Annotated in this window: 33 protein-coding genes and 1 pseudogene; 17 read left to right on the top strand and 17 right to left on the bottom strand. The window is 66.3% G+C overall.

Annotated elements, in window-relative coordinates:
- Positions 1-62: 62 nt before the first annotated feature.
- Positions 63-1,268, bottom strand: a complete 1,206-nt coding sequence (locus tag AC1DW0_RS25950; RefSeq protein ID WP_056197587.1) for a vanadium-dependent haloperoxidase — start codon at positions 1,266-1,268, stop codon at positions 63-65.
- 275 nt (positions 1,269-1,543) lie between these two features.
- Here AC1DW0_RS25950 and AC1DW0_RS25945 point away from each other — a divergent pair, with 275 nt between their 5' ends.
- Positions 1,544-1,837 (top strand): hypothetical protein, encoded by a 294-nt coding sequence (locus tag AC1DW0_RS25945; RefSeq protein ID WP_157281612.1) that lies wholly within the window; start codon positions 1,544-1,546, stop codon positions 1,835-1,837.
- Between the two features lie 172 nt (positions 1,838-2,009).
- Here AC1DW0_RS25945 and AC1DW0_RS25940 read toward each other — a convergent pair whose 3' ends face one another.
- Positions 2,010-2,624 (bottom strand): YitT family protein, encoded by a 615-nt coding sequence (locus AC1DW0_RS25940; protein WP_056197583.1) that lies wholly within the window; start codon positions 2,622-2,624, stop codon positions 2,010-2,012.
- Positions 2,625-2,738: 114 nt separating this feature from the next.
- On the opposite strand from AC1DW0_RS25940, the pseudogene AC1DW0_RS25935 reads away from it, so the two are divergent.
- Positions 2,739-2,975 (top strand): annotated as a pseudogene (locus AC1DW0_RS25935) (IS110 family transposase); the annotation flags it as partial.
- Between the two features lie 299 nt (positions 2,976-3,274).
- On the opposite strand, the gene AC1DW0_RS25930 reads toward AC1DW0_RS25935, so the two are convergent.
- Positions 3,275-3,568 (bottom strand): hypothetical protein, encoded by a 294-nt coding sequence (locus AC1DW0_RS25930; RefSeq protein WP_457393242.1) that lies wholly within the window; start codon positions 3,566-3,568, stop codon positions 3,275-3,277.
- Between the two features lie 63 nt (positions 3,569-3,631).
- Entirely contained in the window at positions 3,632-3,934 is a 303-nt protein-coding gene (locus AC1DW0_RS25925; RefSeq protein WP_056197579.1) for a hypothetical protein, read from the bottom strand.
- 351 nt (positions 3,935-4,285) lie between these two features.
- On the opposite strand from AC1DW0_RS25925, the gene AC1DW0_RS25920 reads away from it, so the two are divergent.
- The 5 genes from AC1DW0_RS25920 to AC1DW0_RS25900 are packed head-to-tail and all read left to right on the top strand — an operon-like array spanning position 4,286 to position 8,308.
- The gene (locus AC1DW0_RS25920; RefSeq protein ID WP_477948866.1) at positions 4,286-5,668 is read left to right on the top strand and encodes a CmpA/NrtA family ABC transporter substrate-binding protein; all 1,383 of its coding nucleotides are present in this window, start codon (positions 4,286-4,288) and stop codon (positions 5,666-5,668) included.
- The gene (ntrB, locus tag AC1DW0_RS25915; protein WP_477948864.1) at positions 5,665-6,537 is read left to right on the top strand and encodes a nitrate ABC transporter permease; all 873 of its coding nucleotides are present in this window, start codon (positions 5,665-5,667) and stop codon (positions 6,535-6,537) included. Before AC1DW0_RS25920 ends, ntrB begins: the two co-directional genes overlap by 4 nt.
- Positions 6,527-7,405, top strand: a complete 879-nt coding sequence (locus AC1DW0_RS25910) for an ABC transporter ATP-binding protein (RefSeq protein ID WP_477948862.1) — start codon at positions 6,527-6,529, stop codon at positions 7,403-7,405. Before ntrB ends, AC1DW0_RS25910 begins: the two co-directional genes overlap by 11 nt.
- Positions 7,402-7,845, top strand: coding sequence for a cyanase (gene cynS / locus AC1DW0_RS25905; RefSeq protein ID WP_477948860.1), 444 nt, complete (start codon positions 7,402-7,404; stop codon positions 7,843-7,845). Before AC1DW0_RS25910 ends, cynS begins: the two co-directional genes overlap by 4 nt.
- A gap of 1 nt (position 7,846) precedes the next feature.
- On the top strand, positions 7,847-8,308 hold the full coding sequence (locus AC1DW0_RS25900; protein ID WP_056197566.1) for a nuclear transport factor 2 family protein: 462 nt from the start codon (positions 7,847-7,849) through the stop codon (positions 8,306-8,308).
- Here AC1DW0_RS25900 and AC1DW0_RS25895 read toward each other — a convergent pair.
- From AC1DW0_RS25895 to modB, 4 genes are read right to left on the bottom strand one after another with little or no spacing between them, the layout of a single operon-like run.
- Positions 8,305-9,102 carry a TOBE domain-containing protein gene (locus AC1DW0_RS25895; protein ID WP_477948858.1) on the bottom strand — a complete coding sequence of 266 codons (798 nt, stop codon included), beginning with the start codon at positions 9,100-9,102 and terminating at the stop codon, positions 8,305-8,307. The genes AC1DW0_RS25900 and AC1DW0_RS25895 overlap by 4 nt on opposite strands.
- Entirely contained in the window at positions 9,099-9,800 is a 702-nt protein-coding gene (locus AC1DW0_RS25890) for an ABC transporter ATP-binding protein (protein ID WP_477948856.1), read from the bottom strand. The genes AC1DW0_RS25895 and AC1DW0_RS25890 overlap by 4 nt, the downstream gene beginning before the upstream one ends.
- On the bottom strand, positions 9,797-10,528 hold the full coding sequence (modA, locus tag AC1DW0_RS25885; RefSeq protein WP_477948854.1) for a molybdate ABC transporter substrate-binding protein: 732 nt from the start codon (positions 10,526-10,528) through the stop codon (positions 9,797-9,799). Before modA ends, AC1DW0_RS25890 begins: the two co-directional genes overlap by 4 nt.
- On the bottom strand, positions 10,525-11,208 hold the full coding sequence (gene modB, locus AC1DW0_RS25880) for a molybdate ABC transporter permease subunit (RefSeq protein ID WP_477948852.1): 684 nt from the start codon (positions 11,206-11,208) through the stop codon (positions 10,525-10,527). The genes modA and modB overlap by 4 nt, the downstream gene beginning before the upstream one ends.
- Before the next feature lie 84 nt (positions 11,209-11,292).
- On the opposite strand from modB, the gene AC1DW0_RS25875 reads away from it, so the two are divergent.
- On the top strand, positions 11,293-12,216 hold the full coding sequence (locus AC1DW0_RS25875) for a VTT domain-containing protein (protein ID WP_477948850.1): 924 nt from the start codon (positions 11,293-11,295) through the stop codon (positions 12,214-12,216).
- A gap of 102 nt (positions 12,217-12,318) precedes the next feature.
- Positions 12,319-12,495 carry a hypothetical protein gene (locus AC1DW0_RS25870; RefSeq protein ID WP_157281608.1) on the top strand — a complete coding sequence of 59 codons (177 nt, stop codon included), beginning with the start codon at positions 12,319-12,321 and terminating at the stop codon, positions 12,493-12,495.
- Positions 12,496-12,554: 59 nt separating this feature from the next.
- Here AC1DW0_RS25870 and AC1DW0_RS25865 read toward each other — a convergent pair whose 3' ends face one another.
- The gene (locus AC1DW0_RS25865; protein ID WP_056197556.1) at positions 12,555-13,190 is read right to left on the bottom strand and encodes a response regulator; all 636 of its coding nucleotides are present in this window, start codon (positions 13,188-13,190) and stop codon (positions 12,555-12,557) included.
- 189 nt (positions 13,191-13,379) lie between these two features.
- On the opposite strand from AC1DW0_RS25865, the gene AC1DW0_RS25860 reads away from it, so the two are divergent.
- The 4 genes from AC1DW0_RS25860 to AC1DW0_RS25845 are packed head-to-tail and all read left to right on the top strand — an operon-like array spanning position 13,380 to position 15,039.
- Positions 13,380-13,637, top strand: coding sequence for a hypothetical protein (locus tag AC1DW0_RS25860; RefSeq protein WP_457323593.1), 258 nt, complete (start codon positions 13,380-13,382; stop codon positions 13,635-13,637).
- Positions 13,634-14,098, top strand: a complete 465-nt coding sequence (locus AC1DW0_RS25855) for a BON domain-containing protein (protein ID WP_477948848.1) — start codon at positions 13,634-13,636, stop codon at positions 14,096-14,098. Before AC1DW0_RS25860 ends, AC1DW0_RS25855 begins: the two co-directional genes overlap by 4 nt.
- Positions 14,091-14,627 (top strand): ferritin-like domain-containing protein, encoded by a 537-nt coding sequence (locus AC1DW0_RS25850; protein WP_457447892.1) that lies wholly within the window; start codon positions 14,091-14,093, stop codon positions 14,625-14,627. Before AC1DW0_RS25855 ends, AC1DW0_RS25850 begins: the two co-directional genes overlap by 8 nt.
- A gap of 13 nt (positions 14,628-14,640) precedes the next feature.
- The gene (locus AC1DW0_RS25845) at positions 14,641-15,039 is read left to right on the top strand and encodes a response regulator transcription factor (protein WP_056197549.1); all 399 of its coding nucleotides are present in this window, start codon (positions 14,641-14,643) and stop codon (positions 15,037-15,039) included.
- Between the two features lie 54 nt (positions 15,040-15,093).
- On the opposite strand, the gene AC1DW0_RS25840 is transcribed toward AC1DW0_RS25845, so the two are convergent.
- Positions 15,094-15,597: a hypothetical protein gene (locus AC1DW0_RS25840; RefSeq protein ID WP_457356502.1), complete on the bottom strand. Its 504-nt coding sequence runs from the start codon at positions 15,595-15,597 to the stop codon at positions 15,094-15,096.
- Between the two features lie 225 nt (positions 15,598-15,822).
- Between AC1DW0_RS25840 and AC1DW0_RS25835 the strand changes: the two genes are divergently transcribed.
- On the top strand, positions 15,823-16,440 hold the full coding sequence (locus AC1DW0_RS25835) for a BON domain-containing protein (RefSeq protein ID WP_056197545.1): 618 nt from the start codon (positions 15,823-15,825) through the stop codon (positions 16,438-16,440).
- A gap of 87 nt (positions 16,441-16,527) precedes the next feature.
- Here the strand turns inward: AC1DW0_RS25835 and AC1DW0_RS25830 are convergent, their stop codons facing one another.
- The gene (locus tag AC1DW0_RS25830; protein WP_056199530.1) at positions 16,528-17,076 is read right to left on the bottom strand and encodes a hypothetical protein; all 549 of its coding nucleotides are present in this window, start codon (positions 17,074-17,076) and stop codon (positions 16,528-16,530) included.
- Between the two features lie 178 nt (positions 17,077-17,254).
- Here AC1DW0_RS25830 and AC1DW0_RS25825 point away from each other — a divergent pair, with 178 nt between their 5' ends.
- The 3 genes from AC1DW0_RS25825 to AC1DW0_RS25815 all read left to right on the top strand — a co-directional run bounded on the left by AC1DW0_RS25825 (position 17,255) and on the right by AC1DW0_RS25815 (position 19,875).
- Positions 17,255-17,404, top strand: coding sequence for a hypothetical protein (locus tag AC1DW0_RS25825; protein ID WP_157281602.1), 150 nt, complete (start codon positions 17,255-17,257; stop codon positions 17,402-17,404).
- A gap of 62 nt (positions 17,405-17,466) precedes the next feature.
- Positions 17,467-18,258 (top strand): ThuA domain-containing protein, encoded by a 792-nt coding sequence (locus tag AC1DW0_RS25820; protein ID WP_477948844.1) that lies wholly within the window; start codon positions 17,467-17,469, stop codon positions 18,256-18,258.
- A gap of 60 nt (positions 18,259-18,318) precedes the next feature.
- Positions 18,319-19,875 carry a methyl-accepting chemotaxis protein gene (locus tag AC1DW0_RS25815; RefSeq protein WP_477948842.1) on the top strand — a complete coding sequence of 519 codons (1,557 nt, stop codon included), beginning with the start codon at positions 18,319-18,321 and terminating at the stop codon, positions 19,873-19,875.
- 87 nt (positions 19,876-19,962) lie between these two features.
- Here the strand turns inward: AC1DW0_RS25815 and AC1DW0_RS25810 are convergent, their stop codons facing one another.
- The 6 genes from AC1DW0_RS25810 to AC1DW0_RS25785 all read right to left on the bottom strand — a co-directional run.
- Complete coding sequence (locus AC1DW0_RS25810) at positions 19,963-21,678, bottom strand: hypothetical protein (RefSeq protein ID WP_157281599.1); 1,716 nt, start codon at positions 21,676-21,678, stop codon at positions 19,963-19,965.
- Positions 21,679-21,948: 270 nt separating this feature from the next.
- Positions 21,949-22,512, bottom strand: a complete 564-nt coding sequence (locus tag AC1DW0_RS25805; RefSeq protein WP_056197537.1) for a hypothetical protein — start codon at positions 22,510-22,512, stop codon at positions 21,949-21,951.
- Positions 22,509-23,951 carry a DUF1593 domain-containing protein gene (locus AC1DW0_RS25800; protein ID WP_056197535.1) on the bottom strand — a complete coding sequence of 481 codons (1,443 nt, stop codon included), beginning with the start codon at positions 23,949-23,951 and terminating at the stop codon, positions 22,509-22,511. The genes AC1DW0_RS25805 and AC1DW0_RS25800 overlap by 4 nt, the downstream gene beginning before the upstream one ends.
- Positions 23,952-23,962: 11 nt before the next feature.
- A complete protein-coding gene (locus tag AC1DW0_RS25795) occupies positions 23,963-24,880 on the bottom strand; it encodes an alpha/beta hydrolase (RefSeq protein WP_056197533.1) in 918 nt (305 codons plus the stop codon).
- A gap of 24 nt (positions 24,881-24,904) precedes the next feature.
- Positions 24,905-25,897: a hypothetical protein gene (locus AC1DW0_RS25790; protein WP_056197526.1), complete on the bottom strand. Its 993-nt coding sequence runs from the start codon at positions 25,895-25,897 to the stop codon at positions 24,905-24,907.
- A 37-nt stretch (positions 25,898-25,934) separates the two neighbouring features.
- Positions 25,935-26,326 (bottom strand): PA14 domain-containing protein (locus AC1DW0_RS25785; protein ID WP_477948838.1); only part of this gene is annotated, 392 nt, incomplete at its 5' end.

Below are 26,326 nucleotides of genomic sequence, written 5' to 3'. Positions count from 1 at the left end.
CAGTGCTGATCGCCTCAAGCGAGTGCGCGCTCATCGCGCTCATTCAAGCCGCGGGGATCGCTTCACGGCAGCTTCTGCATTCCTCGCTGCACGGCCAGTTCCGCGACCTTCCGGCCGAGAGCCGTGGCGTGCTCATCAGCCGTGCGGGTGTGAATGCCTGCCCAGATCCGGGCATTCTCGATCTCCGTCGCCGCCTGGGAGAAGCTGCTGAAATGACGCGTCAGCGCGTTGTTGAAGGTGGCGCTGAAGGGCACGCCGTCGTTGCCGAACAGCAGTTGGAGCGACCTGGACCAGGCGCCTGACGTCGCCGAATGGCCGGAGAGGTAGTCCGGGTGCGGCGGCGTGTTGATCAACGGCTCCCAGGTCGGGTCCGCATTGCTCGAAGCGGCGCGGATGGCCGTCACCGGGCGCCAGGTGCCCATCTTGCGCTTGACCTCCCAGCTGGCGATCACGGCGTCGAGCGCGGCCATGTTGATGATGGCGAAGATCCGGGCGTTCTCCGGCGTCGACGTGCCCTTGGCGGTGGCGGCGGCGCGCGCGGCGGCGTTCCACATCTGGCCGCCGTTTATCAGCGTGAAGATGGCCGCCGCCGTCTGGTCGGCAGTTCGCTCGGTGGAGTTGCGCCCGCCCAGGCGCCTCACCTCGTCGAGTTCCTTGGCGTATTGCACACTGTCAATCGCCAACGGGCCGGGCGCCGTCACTTCCGCCGCTGATTTGAGGAAGAAGGGCTTGACCTCGGCCCAGTGGATCGAGGCAAAGCCGCCCATCGAGGGCGGCGCCGGCTGCCAACTGCCTCGGGCGGTGGCTGGCGTGTAGACGACGCGGGCGTTCCAGCCGTCGCTGCTGCGCATGGCGATGCATTGCTCGGCGACCTGGCGGCCCAGGGCGCTGCCATCGCTCTTGCCGGCGCCATCGGGCAGCTTGGCAAGCGACGCCTGCAACGCGGCGTCGAGTGCAGGCTTTTGCAGCGGGTAGATCGACGCCAGCACCGCATGTGCCGCCGATGCCGCCGCCGCCTCGGCCGATGCGCCGGCCGGTGCCGCGGGGGCGGGACTCATGTAGGCCTGGTGCGTGCGCGTGATGGCGTTGACGGCGTCGAACATGGCGACGTGCGTGAGAGCCAAGGCACGCATCTCGACTTGCGGCGTGCTGGACGCCGTGAGGCCGAGCGCCGTGACGTTCCAGTCCGTGACAACGTCGGCTCGCGCCGAATGCAGGGCAGTCGCCAGCACGGCGGCCAGCAGGCATCTCCAAGCGGCAAGTGTCATCGCGGCTCCTTTGCAGTCGACGGTTCGAGGCTCCGCCCGCCCCGGTGGCCCGGCAACCCCTAGAAGGCGGCGCGATGGCTCGGTGTCCTCTCGGTTGAGGATTGCCGCGGGGGGATGCGAGCGTCAGTCCAGCATTGCGACTGGCCCCTCCGGCATCGCGGTCGTCAACGGCCCTCGTGGGCACATGAACAAACGAAACAAACGCCCGTCCGGCCTGAAACCGCCGCGCGACAGGCGGCAGGCACAGTGCGATGCCTTAGTTCCAGGAGACCGTCATGCCTTCACAAGCTTTCCAAGCATCCTCTGCTCGCCATGTGCTTGCCGCACTCGTTGTCGCTTTCGCCTTCACTTCGGGCCTGGCCCATGCGGCGGATGCCGAGCAAGGCATCGAGCAGGCGCTCAACGCAGCGCTGCAGGACAAGCGCGGCATCACGCTCTATGTGAACGGGCAGGCGATCTCGGGCGCCGTGACGCGCATCGAGCCGGGCCGCTGGGTGGAACTGCGCAACCAGCAGCACGGCCACATCGTCGTCCGCCTGGACCGAATCGACGGCATTGCGGCGCCCTGAGGGGCGCGCGCGTTCAAGCCTTGCTCAGGCGGGCCGCCACCTCCGGCGGCAGCGGCATGAACTCGCGCACGTCCTGCGCGCAGCGGCAAGCGGCGGCGATCTTGGCGGCCCAGTGGTGGGCGGCGTCCCGGTCGGGTACGTCGACACGGTGAAGCCGGGGATGGCGCTCTGTCTACACGCCCAGATACCTGCCGGGTTTGTGGTTCAGTGTGAGGATGGCGCCGATGGCCACGGCGCCAACGACTGACTGCAGAACCCGAACGGGCGGCACGGTGAAAAGCGCTGCAAGCACGACCAGGACATCGACCGACATCTGAATCTTTCCTGCACTCAGACCCTTGGTTTGCTGGAGCCACTGCGCCACGATATTGACGCCGCCGACGCTCGCCTGATGACGAAGCAGGGCCAGGAGGCCGAATCCGACGAGAAAGCCACCAAGTACCGCGGCCACCCAAGGGTTCAGGAACTCGAAGCGGACCACCCTGGGTGCCAACGCCGTACAGGCGGAAACCAGCGAGACGGCAAGGAGGCTTTTGAGCGTGAACTCTCTGCCGAGGCGCTGCCAGGACAGCAGGAAGAACGGCAGGCTGAAGGCGAAGAAGCACAGCGCCAGACTGAGGCCGCTGGTGTAGCTGGCGAGGAAGGCAACTCCCGCGACCCCGCCCGTCAGCAGGCCGGCATGTGCAAACATGGTGAGGCCCAAGGCGACGAACAATGAGCCCGCTATTAGTGCATGGCCGTCATCAAGCCAGGTGTGAACGGGCGGTTCTGTTGAAGTTCGATCCATGCCGGCACACAAGCACACTGCGTGCCGTCGCGGCAATCACCGGGTGTGGGTACTGAACCCCAACAGACGCGGAGGCGCTGATCGTGTTGGGGTTCACTACGCTCACCCCACGAGCTGATCCAGGGCGCCAAGTCGGCCGTGATGACCGCGCATAAACGCAGCGACAAGATCTCGCAGTGGCTGGTGCAGTTGCTCGCCCGCGTGGGCTGGCAAAAGGCGGTGGTGGCGCTGGCCAACAAGAACGCGCGCATCGTCTGGGCGCTGCTCGCCAAAGGGCGAGAGTTCGATCCGAATTACGTGTCGGTCAAGCCTGGCGAAGTGCCGCCGATACCGGTCCTGGCGCAGGCCTGAACGCATTCCCCGACGAACAAGTTCTTCCGGTAGACGTGCGTTCGAAGATGCAATTCACAGGTCAGACCGGCAGCAGGCAAGCTCGACTAACCGGGTGCCGCGCCAATTGTGGCGACGGCGGCGAGTGAATGGAGCCCTGCTGAGCGGTTGGTATCTGGGCCCAAACCGAATCCCGAGTGCAACAAGGCCGCCTGTAGATGATGTGCAGTCTGTTCTCTGTGGCGCTGCATCAAATCGAATGCAAGTCTTGATGGGAAAACAGCAAAGGCGTGATTAACCGGGAAGTCCCTGTAGCGCGGTTAGGCAAGCAATCGATCCTCTGAGCCTGGATTCCAACGATACTTATATTTTTCTTTATCGGCTTCCAGCAGTCCAAGCACAACAAGTCTGTCAATGGTCTCATACAGAAACATACTTGCTGCATTATCTGTACAGAGCACACCCTTGTACTCACGAAATTGATCATAACTACCGTCATCTGGCTGAAAAAGGCCAAGGCAGATACCGAGCTTGTAGGCTGTTATATCAGGATCTTCCCATTCGAGGAGATTTTCCTTTAGGGCTCCTGCAATTGGTGCTAGCAGTGAATCCAAGTGCACTCCTTTGCTTAACGTTCGCGCTCAGCGGGCGGCGAAGCCGTCCGCTGCAGCAAAAGGTTAAACCTCATTCTTCGCCGACCGCTTGTTCTTCGAAATGAGCACTTGCCCCAGCGGCTCATCGGGCGACTTGCGCCATTGCCGCGGTTTGGTTGCCCGCATAGTGTTCTCGGCCACATCCAGTTGATCGATGTTCGTTGCCACAACCGCTTTTGCCAGCGCCGAATCTTGTGCACGACGCTCGGACCGAATGTCCAGTGCTTTCGACAACGGAATGTTCTTCCGCGAAGACTTGCTGTTCTCGCCGTATGTATTCCGGCGGTCCTTGGCGTAGCTCAGTTGCTTCTTCTGTTGGGGCGTCATGAGGTTTAACGTGTTCTGTGGAGACAGGCGGCGCTGCCTAGGCAGGCGCGCTGCGCTCTAGATCGGCGCATTGCAGCGCAGGCAAGTGCTTGAATCAACACAAAAAGTCTCCCGTTCCACTGCATTCCATACAGCATTAAATTTCCGGCAAAAGCGGCTCGCACTTACAAGTTCTCTGCCGTGCGTTGACGCCTGATGATGCCAGCGGCGCTGGCTCTCGCCCCGCCGCCGCCAACCGCTGCAGACCCAGGTTTTCCCTGGTAGTTCCAGCCCTACAAAAACTCGCCGTCCCCCACGATTCCGCAACGACGCACTGATTCCTAGAGTCGCTCCCATCCTGAGGAGCACTCGATGACCCACGATCCCTACGACGCCGACCGGCCTTTGCTGATGCATTGCGCCTGCGGCCAGCACGCCAGCGCTGCTGACCATGCTGCTGCCGAACTGCGCGCACGCAGCGAAACGGCCGACTTCGAGGCCGAGTCCGCCAGCTTCGTCGAGGCCTCGCTCGTGAAGGCGCTGTTCCCGCAGGACGCACTGCGCCGCCGCTTCCTGAGGGCTGTCGGTCGCAACACCGCAATGGCCGCCATCGGCAGCGTGCTGCCCATCGCCTCGTTGCAGGCCATGGCGCAGGGCGGTCAAGGCTCGCTGGAGAAGAAGGACCTGAAGATCGGCTTCATTCCCATCACCTGCGCCACGCCGCTGATCATGGCGCATCCGCTCGGCTTCTATGCCAAGCAGGGACTGAACGTGGAGGTGGTGAAGACGGCGGGCTGGGCGCTCATCCGCGACAAGATGATCAACAAGGAGTACGACGCGACGCACTTCCTGTCGCCGATGCCGCTGGCGATCAGCCTGGGCCTGGGCGCGCCGGCCACGTCGATGAACGTGGCCACCATCCAGAACACCAACGGCCAGGCCATCACGCTGAGCGTCAAGCACAAGGACAAGCGCGACCCGGCGAGCTGGAAGGGCTTCAAGTTCGCAGTGCCCTTCGAGTATTCGATGCACAACTTCCTGCTGCGCTACTACGTGGCGGAAGCGGGGCTGGACCCGGACCGCGACATCCAGATCCGCGTGGTGCCGCCGCCCGAGATGGTGGCCAACCTGCGCGCCGGCAACATCGACGGCTTCCTGGGCCCGGACCCGTTCAACCAACGCGCCGTGTACGAGGAGGTGGGCTTCATCCACCTGCTGACCAAGGAGCTGTGGAACGGCCACCCCTGCTGCGCCTTCGGCACGAGCACGGAGTTCATCCAGAAGAACCCCAACACCTTCATCGCGCTGTACCGCGCGGTGCTGACCGCCGCGGCCATGGCCCGCGAAGCCAAGAACCGCGAACTGATCGCCAAGGTCATCGCGCCGCAGGCCTATCTGAACCAACCCGAGACCGTCATCGCCCAAGTGCTGACGGGCAAGTTCGCCGATGGCCTGGGCAACGTCAAGGTCGTGCCGGACCGTGCCGATTTCGACCCCATGCCCTGGCAGAGCATGGCCGTGTGGATGCTCACGCAGATGAAGCGCTGGGGCTATCTGAAGGGCGACGTGAACTACAAGCAGATCGCCGAGAAGGTCTTCCTGCTGACCGATGCGCGCAAGCAGATGAAGGCGCTCGACCAGGCCGTGCCGGAGGACAAGAGCGGCGGCTACCCGAAGTTCAAGGTGATGGGCAAGGAGTTCGATCCGACGAAGCCGGACGCCTACATCAATAGCTTCGCGATCAAACGCACATGAAGCCCTCGCTTGCTTTCCGCGCCGGCCTGCTGTCTCTGCTGCTGCTTGGCTGCCTGCTCGGCCTGTGGCATCTGGCCACGCTGGGCAGCGGCGCAAGCGCCGCGCCCACGGCGGCCATGACGCCCGAGCAGATCGAATACGCCAAGCTGATGGGCAAGCCGGTGGACGCAACGCCGGTGGCCGCGAAGAGCGGCTTCCCGACGCTGGCGCAGATGGGCCGCACGGTCGTTCACCACCTGTCCGAGCCCTTCTACGACCGCGGCCCCAACGACAAGGGCATCGGCCTGCAGCTGGCCTATTCGCTGGGTCGCGTGGGGCTGGGCTATCTGCTCGCGGCGCTGGTCGCCATCCCACTGGGCTTCGTCATCGGCATGAGCCCGCTGATCTACCGCGCGCTCGATCCGTTCATCCAGGTGCTCAAGCCCATCTCGCCGCTCGCGTGGATGCCGCTGGCGCTCTACACGATCAAGGACTCGGCGGCGAGCGGCATCTTCGTGATCTTCATCTGCAGCCTGTGGCCGATGCTGATCAACACCGCCTTCGGCGTGGCCGGCGTGCGGCGCGAGTGGCTGAACGTGGCGCGCACGCTGGAGGTGAGCCCGCTGCGCCGTGCCTTCGAGGTCATCCTGCCCGCGGCGGCGCCCACCATCCTGACGGGCATGCGTATCAGCATGGGCATCGCCTGGCTCGTCATCGTCGCGGCCGAGATGCTGGTCGGCGGCACGGGCATCGGCTACTTCGTCTGGAACGAGTGGAACAACCTCAGCCTGCCCAACGTCATCTTCGCCATCCTCGTCATCGGCCTCGTCGGCATGGCGCTGGACCTGCTATTCGCCCGCGCCCAGAAGGCCATCACCTATGTCGACTGAACTCGTTCAGGTGCAAGGCCTGGCCAAGCGCTATGGCGACGCGACCGTCTTCGATCACGTCAACTTCACACTGACCGAAGGCGAGTTCGTCTGCATCATCGGCCACAGCGGCTGCGGCAAGACGACCATCCTCAACGTGCTGGCCGGGCTGGAGCAGGCCAGCGAGGGCCATGTCTTCATGGCCAAGCGCGAGGTGAATGCGCCCGGGCTGGAGCGCGGTGTCGTGTTCCAGGGCCATGCGTTGATGCCGTGGCTGACGGTGCGCCAGAACATCGCCTTCGCGGTGCGCAGCAAATGGCCCGACTGGAAGCGCGTCGAGGTCGATGCGCAGGTCGAGAAATACGTCGCCCTCGTTGGTCTCACGCCCGCGCTGGACAAGAAGCCCAGCCAGCTGTCCGGCGGCATGAAGCAGCGCGTGGGCATCGCCCGCGCCTTCGCCATCGAGCCGCGCATGCTGCTGCTGGACGAGCCCTTCGGCGCGCTCGACGCGCTGACACGCGGCACCATCCAGGACGAGTTGCTGAAGATTTGCGCCGCCACGCGCCAGACCGTCTTCATGATCACGCATGACGTGGACGAAGCGATTCTTCTCGCCGACCGCATCCTGCTGATGGCCAACGGCCCGCAGGCCCGCGTGGCCGAGATCGTCATCAACACGATGAGCCGTGACCGCCAGCGCGCCTCGCTGCACCACGACCCGCAGTTCTATCGGATCCGCAACCACCTCGTCGATTTCCTCGTCGAGCGCAGCGCCACGCTGTCCCACGGGCGAGCGCCGGAGCAACCGCCCGAGGTGTGCCCCGGTTTGCAGACCGCTGAAGTCATTCCCCTAGACCCCTCACTCACCACCCTCAGGAGCCAAGCATGAGCCGCCTCGAAGTCACCGAAAAAATCATCGCCACCAAGGTTGCCAAAGGCATCAAGTGGGCCGACGTGGCCACTGAGCTCGGCCTCAGCAAGGAGTGGGTCACCGCCGGCTGCCTCGGCCAGATGACCTTCAACGAAGAGCAGGCGGCCAAGCTGGCCAAGTTCTTCGACCTGACCGAGTGTGAGACGCAGTGGCTCAAGGTCGTGCCCTACAAGGGGAGCCTGCCGACCAGCGTGCCCACCGACCCGCTGATCTACCGCTTCTACGAGCTGATCAGCGTCTACGGCACGACCTTCAAGGAGCTGATCCACGAGGAGTTCGGCGACGGCATCATGAGCGCCATCGACTTCAAGATGGACCTGCAGCGCGAGCCGAACGCGGCCGGCGACCGCGTCAGCATCGTCATGAGCGGCAAGTTCCTTGGCTACAAAACCTACTGACATGAAGCCGCCGCTTCCACCCTTCACGCCAGAGTCGGCGGTGCAGAAAGTGCGCCTGGCCGAAGACGCCTGGAACAGCCGTGACCCCGACCGCGTCGTCGGCGTCTACACGGACGACACGGTCTGGCGCAACCGCGCCGAGTTCCCGGTCGGCCGCGAGCAGGTGCATGGCTTTCTCGTGCGCAAGTGGGCGCGCGAGCTGGACTACCGGCTCATCAAGGAGCTGTGGGCCCACGACGGCCACCGCATCGCCGTGCGCTTTGCCTACGAGTGGCACGACGACTCGGGCCACTGGTACCGCAGCTATGGCAACGAGAACTGGGAGTTCACCGCCGAGGGCCTGATGCGGCGGCGCTTTGCGAGCATCAACGACCTGCCCATTGCGACATCGGCGCGGCTGTTTTTCTGGCCGCTGGGCCGGAGGCCGGATGAGCATCCGAGCCTGAGCGACCTGGGGCTCTAGGCGCGAACGGCCAGCATCACTGCATACGCCTTGAATACGGCCGTTGCCGGTTGGCCCACGGCCAAGCCGAGGCCGTCGACCGCGTCATTGGTGACGCTCGCCGTGACAACCGTGCCGCCCGGCAGCGTCACGCCGATCAGCGACGACACCGCGCCGCGCTCCACGCGCGACACCGTGCCGGCCAGTTGGTTGCGGGCCGACAGCCTGTAGCCGCCGAAATCCGTCACCAGCACGATCTCGCTGGACTTCACGAGGGCCAGGGCCTCCTTGCCCGTCTGCACCTGCAACTCCTGCGCGGCCTCGGTCGTCAGCGAGGCGGTGATTTCCTGGCCGCCGTCCAGCGCGACGCGCACCGTCGTCGTGGCCGGGCCGGGGTTCACGCCCGAGATGCGGCCGAAGAACTGGTTGCGGGCGGTGGTCTTCATGCTCATCCTTTTCAGCAGCGCGTCGAGCGCCGGTTGGGTGGCCAGCCAGGCGGCCTGCTCGTGCAGGAAGGCGGTGTGTCGGGCCTGAAGTTCACGCCAGGCGGCGAGCAGGGCATCGCCCTCGGCAGTCAGTCGCGTGCCGCCGCCACCGGCGCCACCCGTGGCCTTGTCGGCCAGCGGTGAGTGCGTCAGCGCCGTGGCCGCATCCAGTACCAGCCAGGCGCCCTTGTAGCTGTAGCCGGCGGCGCGGGCGGCCTTCTGAAGCGAGCCGGTCAGCGCGAGAGCCGCGAGCAGGTCGAAGAAGCGGCCGTCGAGCCGGCCGGCCAGGCGCAACTCGCCTTGCAGCAGCGGGTGGTCTGGGGTGCTCATAGCAGTCGGGCGCGCAGCTCGGGGTCGCCGGCCTGCAGCCGCTGGCTGACCTGGCCTCCCTCGACCAGCACGATCTCGTCGGCCAGCGCCAGCACGTCGTCGGCATCGTGGCTGACCATGACGGCCGGGATGCCCCGTTGCGCCAGCACGCGTTGCAACTCGGTGCGCAGTTCGCGGCGCAGCGAGCTGTGCAGGGCGGCGAAGGGTTCGTCCAGCAACAGCACCTTGGGGTTGCAGGCCAGCGCCCGGGCCAGCGCCACGCGTTGCTGCTGGCCGCCGGAGAGCGTGGCCGGTTTGCTGCGCGCCATTGCCGTGAGGCCGAAGGATTCGATCAGCTCGTCCACCCGCGCCGCGTCCTCGGGCTTCAGCCGCTTGCGCCAGGTCGTCAGCCCGAAGGCGATGTTGTCGCGCACGCTGAGGTGGGGGAACAGGGCGTAGTGCTGGAACAGATAGCCGACGCCACGAGCCTCGGGCGGCAGGTTGATGCCGGCGGCGGTGTCCAGCAGCGCGTGGCCATTCAGCAGCACACGGCCAGCCTGCACGGGCAGCAGGCCGGCCATCGCCTGCAGCGTCAGTGACTTGCCGGCGCCCGATGGGCCGTAGAGGGCGATGAAGGGCGCGTCGGTGGCAAAGGCGACATCGAGGTCGAAGCGGCGCCGGGCGTCGCTGACTGAAAGTTGCAGGCGAACGTCGATCAAGGTTTGCCGAAACCGTACTTGGCCAGGATGCCCTGGGCTTCGGCCCCGCCGAGGAAAGCGACGAAGTCTCGCGCCAACGCGGCCTGCCGGCTGCCCGCCACGACGGCGGCCGGGTAGGTGATGGGCGTGTGGCCGCCGACCGCCGCGACCACGCGCAGCTTGTCCTTGGCGATCTCGGCGTCGGTGCGGTAGACGAAGCCGGCTTCCACCTCGCCGCGAGCGACGTAGTCCAGCACCTGGCGCACGTTGTCGGCGAAGACAAGCTTGGGGCTCAACGCCGACCAGAGCTGTGCGGCCTCCAGGGCCTGCTGCGTGTATCGGCCCACGGGGACGGAGGCCACCTTGCCAACCGCGATGCGTTTTACGGCGGGCAAGGTCAGGTCGGCCACACGCCTGACGGGGCTGTCCGGCGGCGCCACCAGGACCAGCGTGTTGCTCGCGAAGTCGCGGCGAGTGCCGGTGGCAATGAGCTGTTGGTCGGCACTGCGGTTCATCGTCTCCTGGTCGGCGCTGACGAAGACGTCCACCGGTGCGCCCTGGGCGATCTGCTGCAGTAGCACGCCGGAGGCGGCGAAGTTGAAGCGCAGCGTTGCACCGGGTTTGGCCGCCTCGAAGCGAGGGGCGATCTCCTTGAAGGCATCGGTCAGGCTGGCGGCGGCCGAGACGGTGAGTTGCTGAGCCGAGGCCAGCAAGGGAATGGCGGTCAACAGGAGCAGCAGGCGCTTCATGACGGCGAGCGTTGCAGAAAGCGGTTGGACAGCACGAGGATGGCGACCGAGAAGGCCGACACGACGAGGGCGAGCATCAGCGCCAGGTCGTCGCGCCCGGCCTGCACGGCGTCGTAGATGGCCATGGAGGCGGTCTGGGTCTGGCCCGGGATGGAGCCGGCCACCATCAGCGAGGCGCCGAACTCGCCCATCGCGCGGGCGAAGGCCAGCAGCGTGCCGGCGAGGATGCCGGGCCAGGCCAGCGGCAGCGTCACGCGCAGGAAGGTGCTCCAGCCCGACTGGCGCAGCGTGCGCGCGGCGGCTTCAAGGTTGCGGTCGACCTGGGAGAAGGCGCTGCTGGCGCCCTTGAGCACCAGCGGCAGGGCCACCAGCGTCGAGGCGATGACGGCGCCGTGCCAGTTGAAGATGATGGTGTAGTCGAAGTGTTCGCGCAGCCAGCCACCGAGCACGCTGCGCCGACCCATCAGCACGAGGATGCCGTAACCCAGCACGGTCGGCGGTAGCACCAGCGGCAGCATGCAGATGGCCTCCAGCAGACCCCGGCCCGGGAGCCTGGTGCGCGCGAACACCCAGCCCAGGGCGACGCCCAGTACCAGGGCCAGCGCCGTTGCGACGACGGCCACGCGCAGCGTCAGCGCCAGCGGCGCGGCGTCGAACTGGCTCCAGAGGTCGGTTGGCATGGTGGCGTAATGTAATCAACTACATCACGAATGGCCGGCCGAAGCGTGGACAGGCCACGGCGCACTATGCTGTCAAGCAACATCATGGACCTGCTGATCGATCTCTTTGCCCGCTACGGCCTGCTTGCCGTGGCCGTCGCCGTGCTGCTGCACCAGCTCGGCGCGCCGCTGCCGTCCACGCCCTTGCTGCTGCTGCTGGGCGCGGAGTCAGCGGCACGCGAGGGCTTCGCGTTGCGCGCCTTCGCCGCGATCACGCTGGCGGCGATGGTGGCCAATGTGCTTTGGTTCTGGGCGGGCCGGCGCCTGGGGCGGCGTGTGCTGGCGGCGCTGTGCCGCATTTCCATCTCGCCGGACAGTTGCGTGCGCCAGAACGAGATCAGCTTCGCCCGTCGTGGCGTGCTGACCCTGCTCATCGCCAAGTTCGTGCCGGGACTGTCCATGCTCGCGCCGCCGCTGGCGGGTGCCCTGGGCATGACGGCGGGGCGCTTCCTGACCTGGAACCTGCTCGGCTCGGCGCTCTGGGCGGCCGCGGGCCTGGCGGCCGGCCGCGTCTTCCACGCGCAGATCGATGCCGTGCTGCGGGAGCTGAGCCAGTTGGGCGGCGCCGCCCTGGCCCTCGGCGCAGCGATCGTCGCCGCCTATCTCGGCTGGCGGCTGTGGCGGCGCGCCGCCGTCCGGCGCGAGTTGAGCCGTCTTGAGCGCCTCGGCCCCGACGAGGTGTTGGCGTTGATGCAGCAGGGCAGCAATGTCGTTTTCGTCGACGTGCGCGGCGCGCCGCTGGCCAGCCGCCTTCCCGGCGCGCGCCATCTCGACCTCGGCGCCCTGGGCGATGCGGCCCTGCTGGGCTGGCCGTTGGAGGCGGAATTCATCACCTACTGCGCCTGTCCCAACGATGTGTCTGCCGCGCGCGCCGCGCAGTGGCTGAAGGCCAGGGGCCACCAGGCCCGTGTGCTGCGCGGCGGCATCGACGCCTGGGCGCAGGCCGGCCATGCCCTCGAAACGGCATGAATTCATGTTCGGCCGGCATTGAGTGGTGGGTGTTGGATCTAGTATTTACCCTACAATCGGGTTTACCCTAGATCGACGAGCGGGCCACGAGCCCAAACCACCATGAGCCTGATCCAAAACTTGCTGCAATCTCTGCGCACCGCGCTGACCGTTGACACCGTCTCCGACGTCGAAGAGCGCTATCTGTCCAGCGCCATTGACCACGCCGACCTCGAGCGCCGCATTGCAACCCAATCGCGTGCCTCCATGTCGATGGCACCGATGAACATCGGTCGCTGAGCCAAGCCGGCTTCGCAAAAACGGCCCCGTCAGGGGCCGTTGTCGTTTCCGGGCTGCGCTTACTGGATCAGGCCGTTCTTCAGCGCGTAGTAGGTCAGGTCGCTGTTGGTCTCGAGCTTGATCTTCTCCAGCACCCGGGTGCGGTAGGTGCTGACGGTCTTGACGCTGAGGAACATGGCCTTGGCCATGTCGCCCACCGTCTCTCCCTTGGCCAGGCGCAGGAAAACCTGTAGCTCGCGCTCCGACAGCGACTCGTGCAGCGGCCGGTCGGAGCCGCCCCCGGCGACGCCGTCGGCCAGCAACTCGGCCACGGCCGGGCTGATGTAGCGCCGGCCGCGCGCGACGGTGCGGATGGCATTGGCGATCTCCTCCGGATCGCACTCCTTGTTCAGATAGCCGCTGGCGCCCTGGCGCAGCAGCGCCGTGGCGTAGTGCGTCTCGGGGAAGCCGCTGAGGATGAGGATGGGCAACTCGGGGAAGCGGGTCTTGATGGCCGACAAGGCATCCACGCCGCTCTGCCCGGGCATGGAGATGTCCATCAACAAGACATCGACCTCGCCGGTGCGCGCCAGCTCGAGCGCGTCGCGGCCGTTGCCGGCCTCGCCTGTCACGCGCAGGTCGACGTTTTCGCCGAGGAACTGACGCAGGCCGGACCGCACGATGGCGTGGTCGTCAACGATGCCAATGCGAATCATGTTGCGCTCCGAATCAGTTGTGATAACGAGTAAAGCGTAGCGAGGGCAAACGGCGTGCGCGATCAGCGCTGTCCTACAAGGGGTATAGGCCGGCCGCTTGTCCTACGGGGCCACGCGGATATAGCCGGTAGCCGGCGCCAGCGGTTTTTTGCAAAGTCGGCTCAGGTCACGCAGACCATGGAGCGAGTGATGAAAACCCTGGCCGATACCTTGGCCCGTCTCCTCCCGCCGCTTTGGCTGGTGCTGGCCCTCAGCGCCGCACTTGGCGCCGCCTTGCTGACGGCCTTTGTCGACCTCCTTCAACAGAACGTTCGCCGTGGCGAGGAGATGCGCCACTGGCAACGAGTCGGCGTTGTCCGACACCCGATAGGCGCCGTGGCTGCCGCCGCGCCGCAGGCGCAGCCGCCACAGTTGCCCACATCGTTTTCCCAACACCTTCAGCGATGAAGAAAGGACGCATGATGAACCGCATTCCCACCCCCCGCGCACCGCTGATTGCCGCCCTGGCCCTGGTCGCCGCCCTGGCCGCCTGCAGCAAGCAGAACGACGAACGCACTGCCGGCCAGAAGCTCGACGGCGCGATTGCCGACGCCAAGCAGGCCGGTAACGAGGCCAAGACCGATGCCCGCCAAGCCGTGGATAAGGCTGAGACCAAGCTGAAGGACGCGACTGCGGCCGCTGCTGACGCCGCTACCGACGCGACCATCGTCACCAAGATCAACGCCGCGCTGATGGCCGATGACAGGCTCAAGGCCACCAAGATCGACGTGCGAGCCGAGGACGGCCGCGTCACGCTGGTCGGTACGGCCCCCGACGCCGGCTCGCAGGCTCGCGCGACGACGCTCGCCTCCGCCGTGAACGGCGTCCGCTCGGTGGACAACCAGCTCGTGGTGGCACGCAATGGTTGACAAGCAAAGGCCTCTGCAACTGGATGAGGCCGGCCTGGAGGCGGCGCGCGGTCATCTCGATGATGGCGCGGTCACGCCGGCCTACGGGCCGTGGCGTGAAGACATCGTCAGCCTCCTCAACGGTGCTTTGGCCACCGAGCTGATCTGCGTGCTGCGCTACCGCCGGCACCACTTCATGGCCTCGGGGCTGGAGTCGCCCAGCATTGCCGCGGAATTTCTCGTCCATGCCGATGCGGAACTGGGCCATGCCGACCGGCTGGCCGAGCGCATCGTGCAGCTGGGCGGCGAACCCGACTTCAACCCTGTGGGCCTGCCAGAGCGTAGCCACGCGGACTATGACCCGGTCAACGACCTCAAGGCCATGATCAGATCCAACCTCATCGCGGAGCGCGTGGCCGTCGAAAGCTACCGCCAGATGATCCATCTGGTCGGTGACAAGGATTCCACGACCCGGCGCCTGCTGGAGGACATCCTGGCTGACGAGGAAGAGCACGCCGACGAGTTGAAGGACTGGATGGCGCGTGCCTGAACTGGAGTTATCCATGCCCGTGTTGCGCGCGTTTCTCGTCGAGAACAGCCCGGTGATCCGCGAGAACCTGGCGGGCACGCTCGAGGAAATGGCCAACGTCGAAGTCATCGGCAGCGCCGGCGATGAGGAGTCGGCCGTGCATTGGATGAGCCGAGAGGCCGCCCAGAAGGCCGATGTGGTCATCGTCGATATCTTCCTGAATTCCGGCAACGGTCTGGGCGTGCTGCGTGCGGCTCAGCGTTTGGGCATGGCGGCGCGCCGCATCGTGCTGACCAATTACGCGACCGAGGACATGCGCCGCCGGTGCGCCACACTGGGCGCAGAGCGCGTGTTCGATAAGTGCCGCCAGCTCGACGAACTGATCAACTATTGCGCCGATCTGGCTGCCGGGCGATCTCCGCAGCTGGCGTAGTCAACCCAACCGACGGTCGATGACAGGTGGGCGCTCAGGCGCCCGCTTTGCCGTTCACCAGGTCGCTGAATAGCTAAGCATGACGCGACGGGCCTGCGGGCGCAACGTCAGCCGGCTTTGTGAACTCAGCTGGTACGAGAACGCACCGCGCAAGCCAGTCAAGCCTTCTCCCTTTGGGCGTTCGAAAGCCATGCGCGATGCCCAGCCGCTGTCACGCTGCCAGACCGGTGTTTCCACACCGCCGCTCAACCTGGTGTTGAAGTTGTAGCTGACGCCAGCCCACAGGGCCTCGCGCACGGCAGCTTGCGGCCCGAGCTGCGCGGGTGAGCGAAGTTGCTGTTCGAGCCCCAGCTGATAGCGCCAGCGCGAGCGTTCGCGCTGGCGACTAAGCCATTGCGGGTCGCGCCAGTTCAGCTCGGGGTCCGATGCGTATTGCGGCGTCGCTTGGCTGGCCAGACCGATACCAGCGCCCATACCGCTACTGGCTGGCACGCCCTGGGCATGAACACCCTGGACGAGAGACAGGCCGAGCAGCGGGAAGAGCAGGCGGAGATTCATGGCGCAGCACTTCAAGGTTTGGTGAGTCGGATGATGGGTGGTGAGCTTCGTCGGCGGTGTCGGCCTGCGGCAGTAGCAGCTATCGGACAACGGGAAGCCCGCATGCACGCGCCGATGCAGTGGCGCGCGGTCCTACAGCCTGCGACTGCACTCGCTGACGGGTGGGGCCATGGCCGCTAGTCAGACTTGCAGCGTGAGGCCCACCGGGCCCGTCAGGAGATCGCGATGAAACCCGTCACAAGCCCCCACGCCGACGACTGGCGCGCCCGTCTGCCGGCTTATGGTGAGTCCACCGATCCTGCCGTCGCACCGCCCGTACGCCGCTTGCGCGACGACGAGAGGCCTCGCAGGCGCTCCAGCGCTGGCGCCTGGCTCCTCGCACTGGGCCTGGGCGCCGCTATCACGGCGATCACCGTTGCCACCCTGCAAGACTCCCGCACCCCGGGCACCCAGCTTGACGACGCGATTGCGAGCGTGCGCAACTTCGGCCATCGCATCGGTCAAACGGTGACGGATTCTCAGAACGCGGCCGTCGAGGCCTCGCGCAGCGCCGTGGACGGCGTTGGCACGGCCATCGATGACACGGGCATCAGTCTCAAGGTCAAGACGGCGCTTGCTGCCGACCCCGCCCTCAGCGCGCCGCGCATCGAGGTGACGACGACGGGCGGCATCGTGCGTCTGGAAGGCCCGGCCCCCGATGCGGCCGCCAAGGAGCGCGCCACGGTGCTGGCCGGAGCCCCACAGGGCGTGCGTGGCGTGGATAACCGCCTGACTCTGCCGCAGGCGGGGCGCGTGGTCGCGGTGGCGGACGGCATGCCCGCCGCGGCCAGTGCGGCGCATTGAACGTTTCTCCAGGTGCGAGAACGCCGGCTCGAGAGCCGGCGTTTTTTCGTCATGCCACCGCTGCGGTATCGCAGCGGTGGCGCCTCATCACTGGAAGTAGCGGGCCTTGGCGCTGGCCTGGCAGCTGTCCTTGGCGTCGCCCGATAGCGAATCGCAGCGTTCGTTGGCGACCTTGTAGTCGGCCTTCAGCTTGGTCTCCAGCGCATCTGACTGCGCGGACGCGACCGCCTTGTTGGCCTTCAGGTCGGCCTTGGCCTTGTCATGCTCGGCCTTGGCTTCGGCGACGCAGACGTCCTTGGCATTGCCGGACTTGTCATCGCACATTTCCTTGGCCAGCTTGTAGCGTGCCTCGTAGCGAGACTCCAGGTAATCGTTGTGATCCTTGACCGTGCCGGTGTACTGGTATTCGAGGTTGGCCAGGGCGACCTTTTCATGAGCCTTGGCGCGCTCGACGCACACGTCCTTGGCATTGCCCGCAAGGGAACCGCATTTGTCGCGCTCGGCCTTGAACATGGCCTTGACCTCATCCTTGGCTTGCGAATAGACGGGCTTGGTCAGATTGGCCGAAGCCGCGCCGGCGAGGCCGACCAGTGCGAGGGCACACAAAAGACGGGAGGTGCGGATTTGCTTCGTCATGGGGATCTCCTTTGGCTTGATGGGTGGCAGCGTCATGCCTTCAACAAGGCAGGTGCCACGCCGCTGAGCTTAGGAATCCACCCGTGCCGGCCGTGTCGGCGTCACGGCCCTGCAAAGGTCGGACGAGGCCGCGTGGGCGAAGCCCGGGTGAGGCCTTGAGTAATGCTCATGCTTCTGGGTGGCGCTCATCCGCCTCGCCTGCTCGTTCGTGATGGGCCTGCTGGTGTGCAGGATGACGCTGCGCCGCCGCATTCCCTTCGCCTTCGCCGCGCTGTCATTCGATGCGTCGGTCACACTGCCCGCCGCCGCCGCCGAAAGCCGAAGCTGAGACCGTCCGATGCCAGAGCGGGGACGGCGGCCTCTGAATCTCACCCAATTGGAGATTGACCGATGAAATGCTTTATCTGGCTCACATGCCTCGCCGCCATGGCTTGCGGGGTGGTCACCGACGCCCTGGCCGCGCCGCCCAAGAAGCTCCTCATCGTCACGACGACGATGGGCTTTCGCCACAGCTCCATCGAGACGGCGGAACGCGTGCTGGCGTCGCTCGGACAGTCGTCCGGCTCGTTTGACGTGGAGCTGGCGGCCGTCACGCCCGTCGAAGGCGCCGCTGCGGCGGTCTACGCCGAGCAGGTCAGAACCATGCTGGAGCGCAAGCTGAATCCTGCGGCGCTGAAGCGCTACGACGGCATCGTCTTCGCCAGCACCACGGGCGAGCTGCCACTGCCCGACAAGGAGGCCTTCATCCAGTGGATCAGGGACGGCGGCGCCTTCATCGGCATCCACAGCGCCACCGACACCCTGCACGCCTACCGCCCCTACATCGACATGCTGGGCGGCGAGTTCGACTATCACCGCGAGCAGGTGAGCATCGAAGCCCTCAACCGCGACGCCTCGCACCCGGCGAACCGCCATCTGCCCGCCACCTGGACCCTTGATGGCAAGCTTGAGGAGATCTACGTCTTCAAGAACCATGACCCCGCTGGCGTGCACGATCTGCTCGTGCTGGATCGGCATCCGAACACCCACGCGCCCGGGCACTTTCCGATTTCCTGGTGCCGGAACTTCGGCAAGGGCCGGGTGTTCTACACAGCGCTGGGCCACAACGAGCATGTGTGGCTCATGCCAGCCTTCCAAAGTCACGTGCTGGGCGGCATCGCGTGGGCACTGGGGCTCAAGTAGTCGTATAAATCGGTGGTCTGGCGATGCAGACCAGTTCTCTCATACCAACAGGAGGCGGCCATGAAAGCTGCGACAGACTGGAAGATTGGGACCCGTCTGACAGCGGGATTTGCAATGGTCATCGCGTTGCTGGCCGCGCTGGCCATCATCGGCGTGACGAAGATCAACGCGGTGAATGGCAGCACCGAAATCATCCTGCACGACCGTTTCGTCAAGGTGTCGCTGGCTCACCTCATCGAGAACGAGGTGAACGCGCAGCTGCGAGCCATCAGGACGGCATTGATCGCCTCCGACAAAGGGGTTGTCGACAAGGAGCTGGCCAAGATCGAGGCCTCCGTGCCCGTGGTGAACGACGCCATCCAGAAGCTGACGGCTACCGTGCACAGCGAGCGGGGCCGAGCGGCCTTGCAGGCGCTGATCGACGGCCGGGCGAAATTCAAGGAACACCAGGCGCCTCTGATTGAAATGATCAAGGCCGGAAAGGTCGAGGACGGGCGCACAGAACTCATCACCGGCATCCTGCCGGTGCAAGGCGTCTATCTGCATGCGGTCGAGGAGTTCGCCAAGTCCCAGACCGAGAGCATGGAGCAGTTTGGCGCCGAGGCCAAGGAAACCGCCGCTGCAGCGAAGTTCCTCATGATCCTGCTGTCGGCTGTCGCCGTGGGCCTTGCAACCCTGATCGCCGTCTTGCTGAGCCGTTCAATCACGAGGCCGATCGCCGAGGCGCTGCACGTCGCCGAGACCGTTGCGTCCGGTGACTTGACCTCGGAGATCAAGTCGCATGGCCGGGACGAAACGGGCCAACTGCTGCTGGCGCTGCATTCGATGAATCAGAGCCTGGTGCGCATCGTGGATCAGGTGCGCCTGAGCAGCGAATCGATCGCGACGGGTTCGCAGGAAATCGCCACCGGCAGCGCGGACCTGTCCCAGCGCACTGAAGAGCAGGCCTCCAATCTGGAGGAGACCGCTTCGTCGATGGAGGAGCTCACGGCCACCGTTCAGCGCAGCGCTGCGTCCGCGCGTGAGGCCGCTGCATTGGCTGGTGCCGCCAGCAAGGTGGCGACGCGAGGCGGCGCGGTCGTCTCGGAGGTGGTCACGACCATGGGGAACATCAGTGCCAGCTCGCGCAAGATTGCCGACATCACCGGCGTGATCGACGGCATCGCCTTTCAGACCAATATCCTAGCCCTGAACGCCGCCGTCGAGGCTGCGCGAGCGGGCGAGCATGGCCGCGGATTCGCGGTTGTTGCGGGCGAGGTGCGCACGTTGGCACAGCGCGCCGCGACCGCGGCCAAGGAAATCAAGGTATTGATCGGCGAGAGCGTGGAGCGGGTGGATGCCGGCGTGCGGCTCGTCGAAGGTGCAGGCGTGACGATGGAAGAGATCGTGCGCAACGTGCAGCAGGTCGCGACGCTGATTGCAGAGATCGGCGCCGCCGCGGACCAGCAGAGCGTTGGCATCGGAGAGGTCAGCAACGCCGTGAACCAGCTGGATCAGGTGACCCAGCAGAACGCGGCGCTGGTGGAGGAATCGGCGGCTGCCGCGGATAGCCTGAGTCAGCAGGCGCGGCGCCTGACCGAGGTGGTTGGCGTGTTCAAGCTTGGAACTGGGCAGTGAGCGCGTAACGACTGAGGATTGGCAAGCGGGCCCCGTCCGCGACCGCTCAGGTGCGCGACCGGTACCTGCAGCGCCATGTTCGCAGCCCTACTTCTTCCGGTTGCCGCCGCTGAGGTCACTTGCCGGTTGCCCGGCCTTGCCTTGCTGCTCCTGCGTGGCTTTGATGAAGGGTTGCGCCATCTCCAGGGCGTAGCTGAGTTCCACCTTTTGCATCACGCTTTCCTTGTCGACCGTCCACTCCTTGAAGGGCGCGTCGGGCACGGAGTCGCGGCGCATCTCGGCGAGGATGTCGCCACGGGTTACGCCTGCGTTGAGGCGACCCTGCCACTGCCTGGCCCATTGAGCCGTGGGCTCGTCGCGCATGTTCTGTACTAGCGAAACGAGAGTCTGGTGTGCCTCGTCTGCATTGCCGGCATAGGCGTAGGCCAGCGCTGCGGAACGCGCGAGCGCGTCGACTTCGCGCGCGGTCTGCCAGGCCGAGATGACACCCTGCAGCGCAGCACTGTCTGGGGCATCCGTGGCGGCCACTTCGGTCTTGAAGACGGCCAAGGCAGCTTCCGGTGATTGCGGATTCAAGCCGCGGGCGCGCTGCAGATGGCCCTGGGCGGCCTGGAGATAGGCGCGCCTGGCATCACCCTCGTTGCGCTCGGCCAGGCGCAGATTAGCCATGCCCAACAGATACCGGGCCTCGAAGTTGGCGTCATCCCCTTGCAGGACGGCATTCAGCGCCGGCAAGGCTTCCTGCGGGTTCCCCCAGTCGATCTGCGCCCGGCTCAAGGTGAGGCGGGCCAGGTCGTCGTTCGGGAACTGCACCGCCAGGCCGGCGACCTTCTTCAGCAGCGCCTCCCCGGCTGGTCGGCTCGGGCACGCCTTCAAGGCGGCATCCGCCAGCACGAATTCGCCCGCCGCGCGGGGCAGCGCATGGAACCTCAGCCGTGCAGCCGGAAGGGATGGTTGTGCCACCCGCAGGGCCTCCATGCCCCGAAGGCCATACCGCCACATCACCGCGCTGATCTCGGATGCCTTGACGTTGTAGGCCCGTTCAAAGGCCGTCGTCGGGGAAGCGCCGCGGTCCACGAGCCCGAGATACCGGTTCAGGCGCTTGCGCCTGTCTTCCGACGACAGCATGTAGTGCGTCAACAGCCAGGACTTCGCCTCGAACTCCAGGCGCACGCCAGCGTCGCCGGCGTAGTTGTGGGCGTTGGCGAGCCTGTGTTGCAGGACGTCGTCGTATTCGAGGCTGTACCTTCGGCCGTCATCGATGAACTTCAGGTAGCGGGCGATGGCTTTCGGTGTTCGACCCACCACCATCTGCTTTTCCGAGAACCGCACTGCGGAGAAGTACTGCGCGAAGCCATCGATGAACGACGTCGGGGTGCGGATGTCCGTATGGCGATAGAGAAAGTGCCGCGCATACGCCTCGAAGACATAGGACAGCGTGTCGTTCAGCGGGGACTTGTCGAGCTGCTCGTCGCGGAGGCTGGGGACGCGTTCCAGATGCACCCCGAACCCCTGGACGCCGGAGGTGCAGCTGCTGTACAGGCCCACGGCATCGGCCGGCACGCTGGCGTCGATCTCACCCAGGGCCGAGGCGCGGCTGTGGTAGTACAGCGTCAGCTTGGGTTCCGGCTGCTCGGCCTGGCGCAGGGGCTGGGTGTAGATGCGCAGCAGATGGTCGAGCTTCTCCAGGTTGTCCAGCAGCTGGGTGACGTCTTCCTGGCTGGCGTCGGAGTACACGACGAAGCGCTGGCTTTCGGCCCGGAACCACGCGGAGAGATCGCCCCTCTTGCCGGCCACCACCACGCGCGGTTCCAGATTCGTCGGGCCGGATTGCTGGGCGCCAGCGGAGCAGGCCGACAGCAGACAGAGGGCGGCAGCGAGCGTGTTCGCCCAGGGTCCGTTGCGCATGGGAAATTCCTTTTCGATGTGTGAGAGGCGAGTGAGACGCCGCGGGTCCGATTTTCGTCGTCAGCGCGCGGCGGAATCACTGTCGCTGTTGTCTTTACTCGACTTCGCGTCTGTACGAAGGTCTGGTTAGCGACGGCAGAGAAGGGGGGCGCCAGGCGGTGGCCCTCAAGGCGTGCACAGGAACGGTTTCGCCGCTGTTGCCGCGACCGTGGGGGTCGTCTCCATTTGTGCAACCAGCTTTGGCAGGGCTTGCGCCAGTGCGGCGCGATCCTGCGCGGTGTCGCGGCGCAGCGTGACGCTGTCGTTGTCACCGAGGACAAAGTTGCCGATGTACATGGCACGACCTGCAGGCAATAGGAATGCCTGGTCCTTCGCAGCGAACCTGCCGCCGTTGAAGGCGCTGTAGATGTAGGGGCCCGGGGGCACGTCAAAGGCGAAGAAACGAGTCGGGCCTGGGACGCCGGGCGCGTTGACCTCGATCCGGTTGTACGAAAAGCAATTGCCCGTGATCTTCTGCTGGGTCACGTCGTACTGATCCAGGACCACCCCGAACCGTTCGAAGCGCCACGGGCGATCAACCGTGACGCCGACCACGGCGATGGCGCGCTCACCGTGCGGATCCAGCGCCGCGCCGTCGTAGGGCTTGGCTGCGTTGATCACGCATCCCGTCAACCAGCCGGTCGCGGCGAGGGCGAGCCAGCGCGCCGCGTGGCGTTGTCGACGCGTCATGGGGCCTTCGGCTCGATGTGCAGGATGACGCGCTGGTAGCGGGTGAGGGCGGGCGTGCCCTTGTCGGTGACCTGCACGATGACGTGCGCCGTGGCCGGCGCGTCCACCTCGGGTGTGCGCAGGCCGATGCGGGCCTGGACTTCGGTGCCCAGCGGCAGCGGGGCTTTCAGCGTGCCGGCCTCGGGGTAGGCCAGCCACAGGAAGCTCAGGCTGTCGCCGTCGGGGTCGCTGCTGGGGCTGGCGTCGAGGGTGACCCAGTCGCCGCCGCGTACATGCAGCTCGGTGGCATGGGCCAGGCGCACGACCGGCGCGTGGTTGGCCTCGGCAGGCGCACGCGTCGTCCACAGCAGGCGGGCGGCGAAGTCGTTCTGGATGGCCTCGCGCCAGCGCCACAGCGTCACGAGCGCATCGTTGAACTCACGCTCCCCGGCCTTGACGGGGCGGCCGTAAGCTGCAGGAACAACGGGCCGGAAGCGATCCACGGCATTGGTCCAGATCGGGCGCGTCTCGGTCTCGACGGGCACGCCGCCGGTGAAGCCGTCCGGGTCGGTGTCCTCGCGGCGCGGGGTGTAGAGCTCGTAGCGCCCGCCCCAGCCGCCCCAGTTCGGGTGCTCGGGCGCGTTCAGGCCGTTGGGGATGAGGCCGAGGAAGGAGGGCGTGTCGCCTTCCATGCCGTAGGCGATGTCGGGGTAGGCGGCGCCCAGCGGGCCGTGGCCCTGCTGGATGTTGCGGACGATCCAGGCGTTGCTGACGTGCTGGTTGTCGATGCCCTCGATCTCGCGGTGGATCGCGGCCCAGGTGGGGCGCGCATAGCTGCCGGGGCTGACGATGTAGAAGAGGCCCGGGAACTCGCGGCGCAGCCAGGCGCCGCTGTCGTCCTGGTCGGAGATGGTGTAGACGCGCAGGCGGCTGACGGCCGCGTCGACGGCTGCTTTCGGGCGCGTGCGCTTCAGGCTGTGCAGGGCCTGCGCCAACGTGTTGGCCCCGCCCCAGACGCTGACCCACAGCGGGCGCGGATCGGGGCGTTCGAGCTCGCGCAGCAGCAGCTCGGAGCCGGGGCTGTCGCGCCCGTCACCGATGGCCTGCAGGCCGTAGCCGGGCTGCCCCGTCACGACGCGGGCCAGCAGCAGCGCGGCATCGGGGTAGGCGCGGTCGTGCTGGCGCAGCCTTGGCAGCACCTGGGCGTAGTGCTGGATCACCCGTTTGATCGACTCGGGATGCACGCCCTGCTTCATGTGCACCGAGGTCGTGGCCACGAGGCCGCGCAGCTCGATGTCGTTGGCGTAGAGCAGCAGCCGCACCAGGGACTGGGTGTCGTCCGGCTCGTTCTCGATGTCGGTGAGGACGACGAGGCGCGGTTTGATGAGTGGTGGTTCGGCCACGGCGACGCCCGGCAGGGCGAGCAGGCCGATCAGCAGGGTGATGCCGAGTCTGAGCACCGGTCGAGGCCTCAGCGGAACAGGCGCTGCGCGAAATGGAAGAGGTTCTCGGCCCAGCTGTCGCGGTCGTGGCCGGATTCGTCGACGTTCCAGAGGTGCGGGACGTCCCCGGCCTTCAGCGCACGGTGCACGCCCTGGGAGACGTTGATCAGCCCGTCCTTGTTGCCGCAGGACAGGTAGAGCAGCGCGAGCTGGCGCCGGGCGGCAGCGGGGTCGGGCAGCAATTCGGCGGCGGGCTTGGTGTTGGGCGCGGAGGAGAAGCCGCCGACCCAGGCAAAGGTGTCGAGGTGGGCCAGGCCGAAGTTCAGCGCCTGGCCGCCGCCCATGGACAGCCCGGCCAGCGCGCGCTGCTTGCGGTCGCCCGAGGCCGAGTACTTCGCTTCGACGGCCGGGATCAGGAACTCCAGCAGGTCGCGCTCGAACTTGGCGAACCCGGCGGCGTTCTCCGGCGTGAATACGCGGTCTGCGGGCGGCGAGCGGTCATCCGGCAACGCGCGGCCATTGGGCATCACGACGATCATCGGCAGCGCCTTGCCGTCGGCGATGAGGTTGTCCAGCACCTGGGGCGCCCGTACATAGCCGCGCCATTCGTGCTCGTTGCCGCCGATGCCGTGCAGCAGGTAGAGCACGGGGTAGCGTCGCTCGGCCGAATAGCCCGGCGGCAGATAGACGCTGGCCTTGCGCTGCGTGCCGGTCACGCCCGAGGCGTAGCTCAGTTCCTCGATGCGGCCGGCCACCACGCCGGGCCTGGCGTCGGCGAAGCCGGCGGGTGGCGCGGGGAAGGCACGCACGTCGTCGGCCGCGAGCGTGATCGTGCGGTCGAAATTGGCGCGCGCCCGGTCTGGCGTGACGGTCTCGACGCCTTGCGCCCAGGCGGCGGTGGCGAGTGCCAACAGGGCGATGGCGGCCAGTGTCTTGGTGTGTTGCATTTGGAGTGGTTGGGTCAGGGGTGATCAGCTCTTGCGCCCCATGCGCCAGCCGTCGACCACCGCCTTGGTTAGCAGATTGGCCTCGCGTTGCTGCGTGGCGGTGAGGGGCGCTGGCGGGTTCATCTGCGATACCGCATCAATTATTTTTTCCATCACCTTTGCCATGCCCGGCATACGCTCTTCCTGGATCTGCAGATAGGCATTTTTGTAGCCGCTACGGTGTGTCGGCGTGATGCCCAGGTCGCGCGCCATATCGCCGGATGCCATGACAAGCGACATCAGCGTGTCAGGGTCGCCGGTCGCAGCGGCTACGAACACATCGTGCTGCAGCTTGCCAATGAGCGCCGGATCCGCCTTGCCCTTGGCGTCGGGCGACTCCAGCGATTGCAGATAGGCCATCGCCGCTCCTGCAGCACCGCCCTCATAGGCTTTTTGCAGGAGCTCACCGCTGCGCGCCAGCGTGGCGGCGTCAAAGACCTGGCAGCGACGCTGCTCGCGCTGGGCGTTGGTGATCGTCTCGTTGCTCACGCCCTCCTCGCCGCCCATGTCCTTGAGCGCCTTCTTGACATTGGCTGGCATCAGGTCCGGTTGATCGCGGAGGGCGAAGAGGGCTTCCGGGACCTTGGACATCATTGAGCAATGCTGAAGCGTCTGGGCCGCTTTCAGCGCATCCTCCGCAGTCCCGCCGTTCAGGCCCAGCTGCACCTTGCGCAGCGACTCGGTCGGCGATTCGCCTTCGGGCGGTGCTGCGACATTGGCGCGACCGGGCAGCACGGGCCTGCTCGCGGCAGGCGTCGGTACTGCCTGGACCGCGACGGCTGCGGCGCTGGCTGCTTCGGCTGGTGTTGCGAGCGCTGCGGGCATTACGGGCGCCGAAGCCTGCACGGCAACCGGTGCTTCGCCGGCCGGCTTGTGACCGTACAGCCAGGCAGCGGCGCCGCCGGCAAGCAGCAGCACCGCGGCGCCCACCGCATTGCGCGTTCGGTGGCTGGCCTGATCCTTCTGTGTCTTCTTCATCTTGTGTTCTCCCTGGGACCGTCGAATGTCGCCGTGCCTACTGCGGGGCCGAGGCGGCTGCGGCTGCGGCTGCGGCCGGCGGGCGTCCGAGCAGCCGGCGGGGGATGTACTGGTAGTCCTTGCCGTCCGGCTTCTTCCAACCCAGGATCAGCGCGAGACCATAGCCAGGCCCCTGGAAGTAGCGCACACGGAAATTGCGCAAACCCTTGGCCAGCTTCACGGTTTCCATCAGCGGATACGCCGCATGGATGCCGTCGTTGTTGATCACCTCCACGTCATCGATGGTGAGGATGGCCCCGTCGTCAGACAGCAGCATGAGGTCCATGGTGAGGTCCTGCGGCATGTTGACGGTGAAGCGGATGTCCAGCCCGAACCATTCGTTCATGTCCAGGCCAGGGAAGCCCTCGCGGTGGTCGCGCGGCGTGATGT

It is taken from the genome of Roseateles sp. P4_D2, from assembly GCF_056401875.1.
Note: the sequence above shows the minus strand (reverse complement) of the source record. Positions and strands in the feature narration are given on the sequence as shown.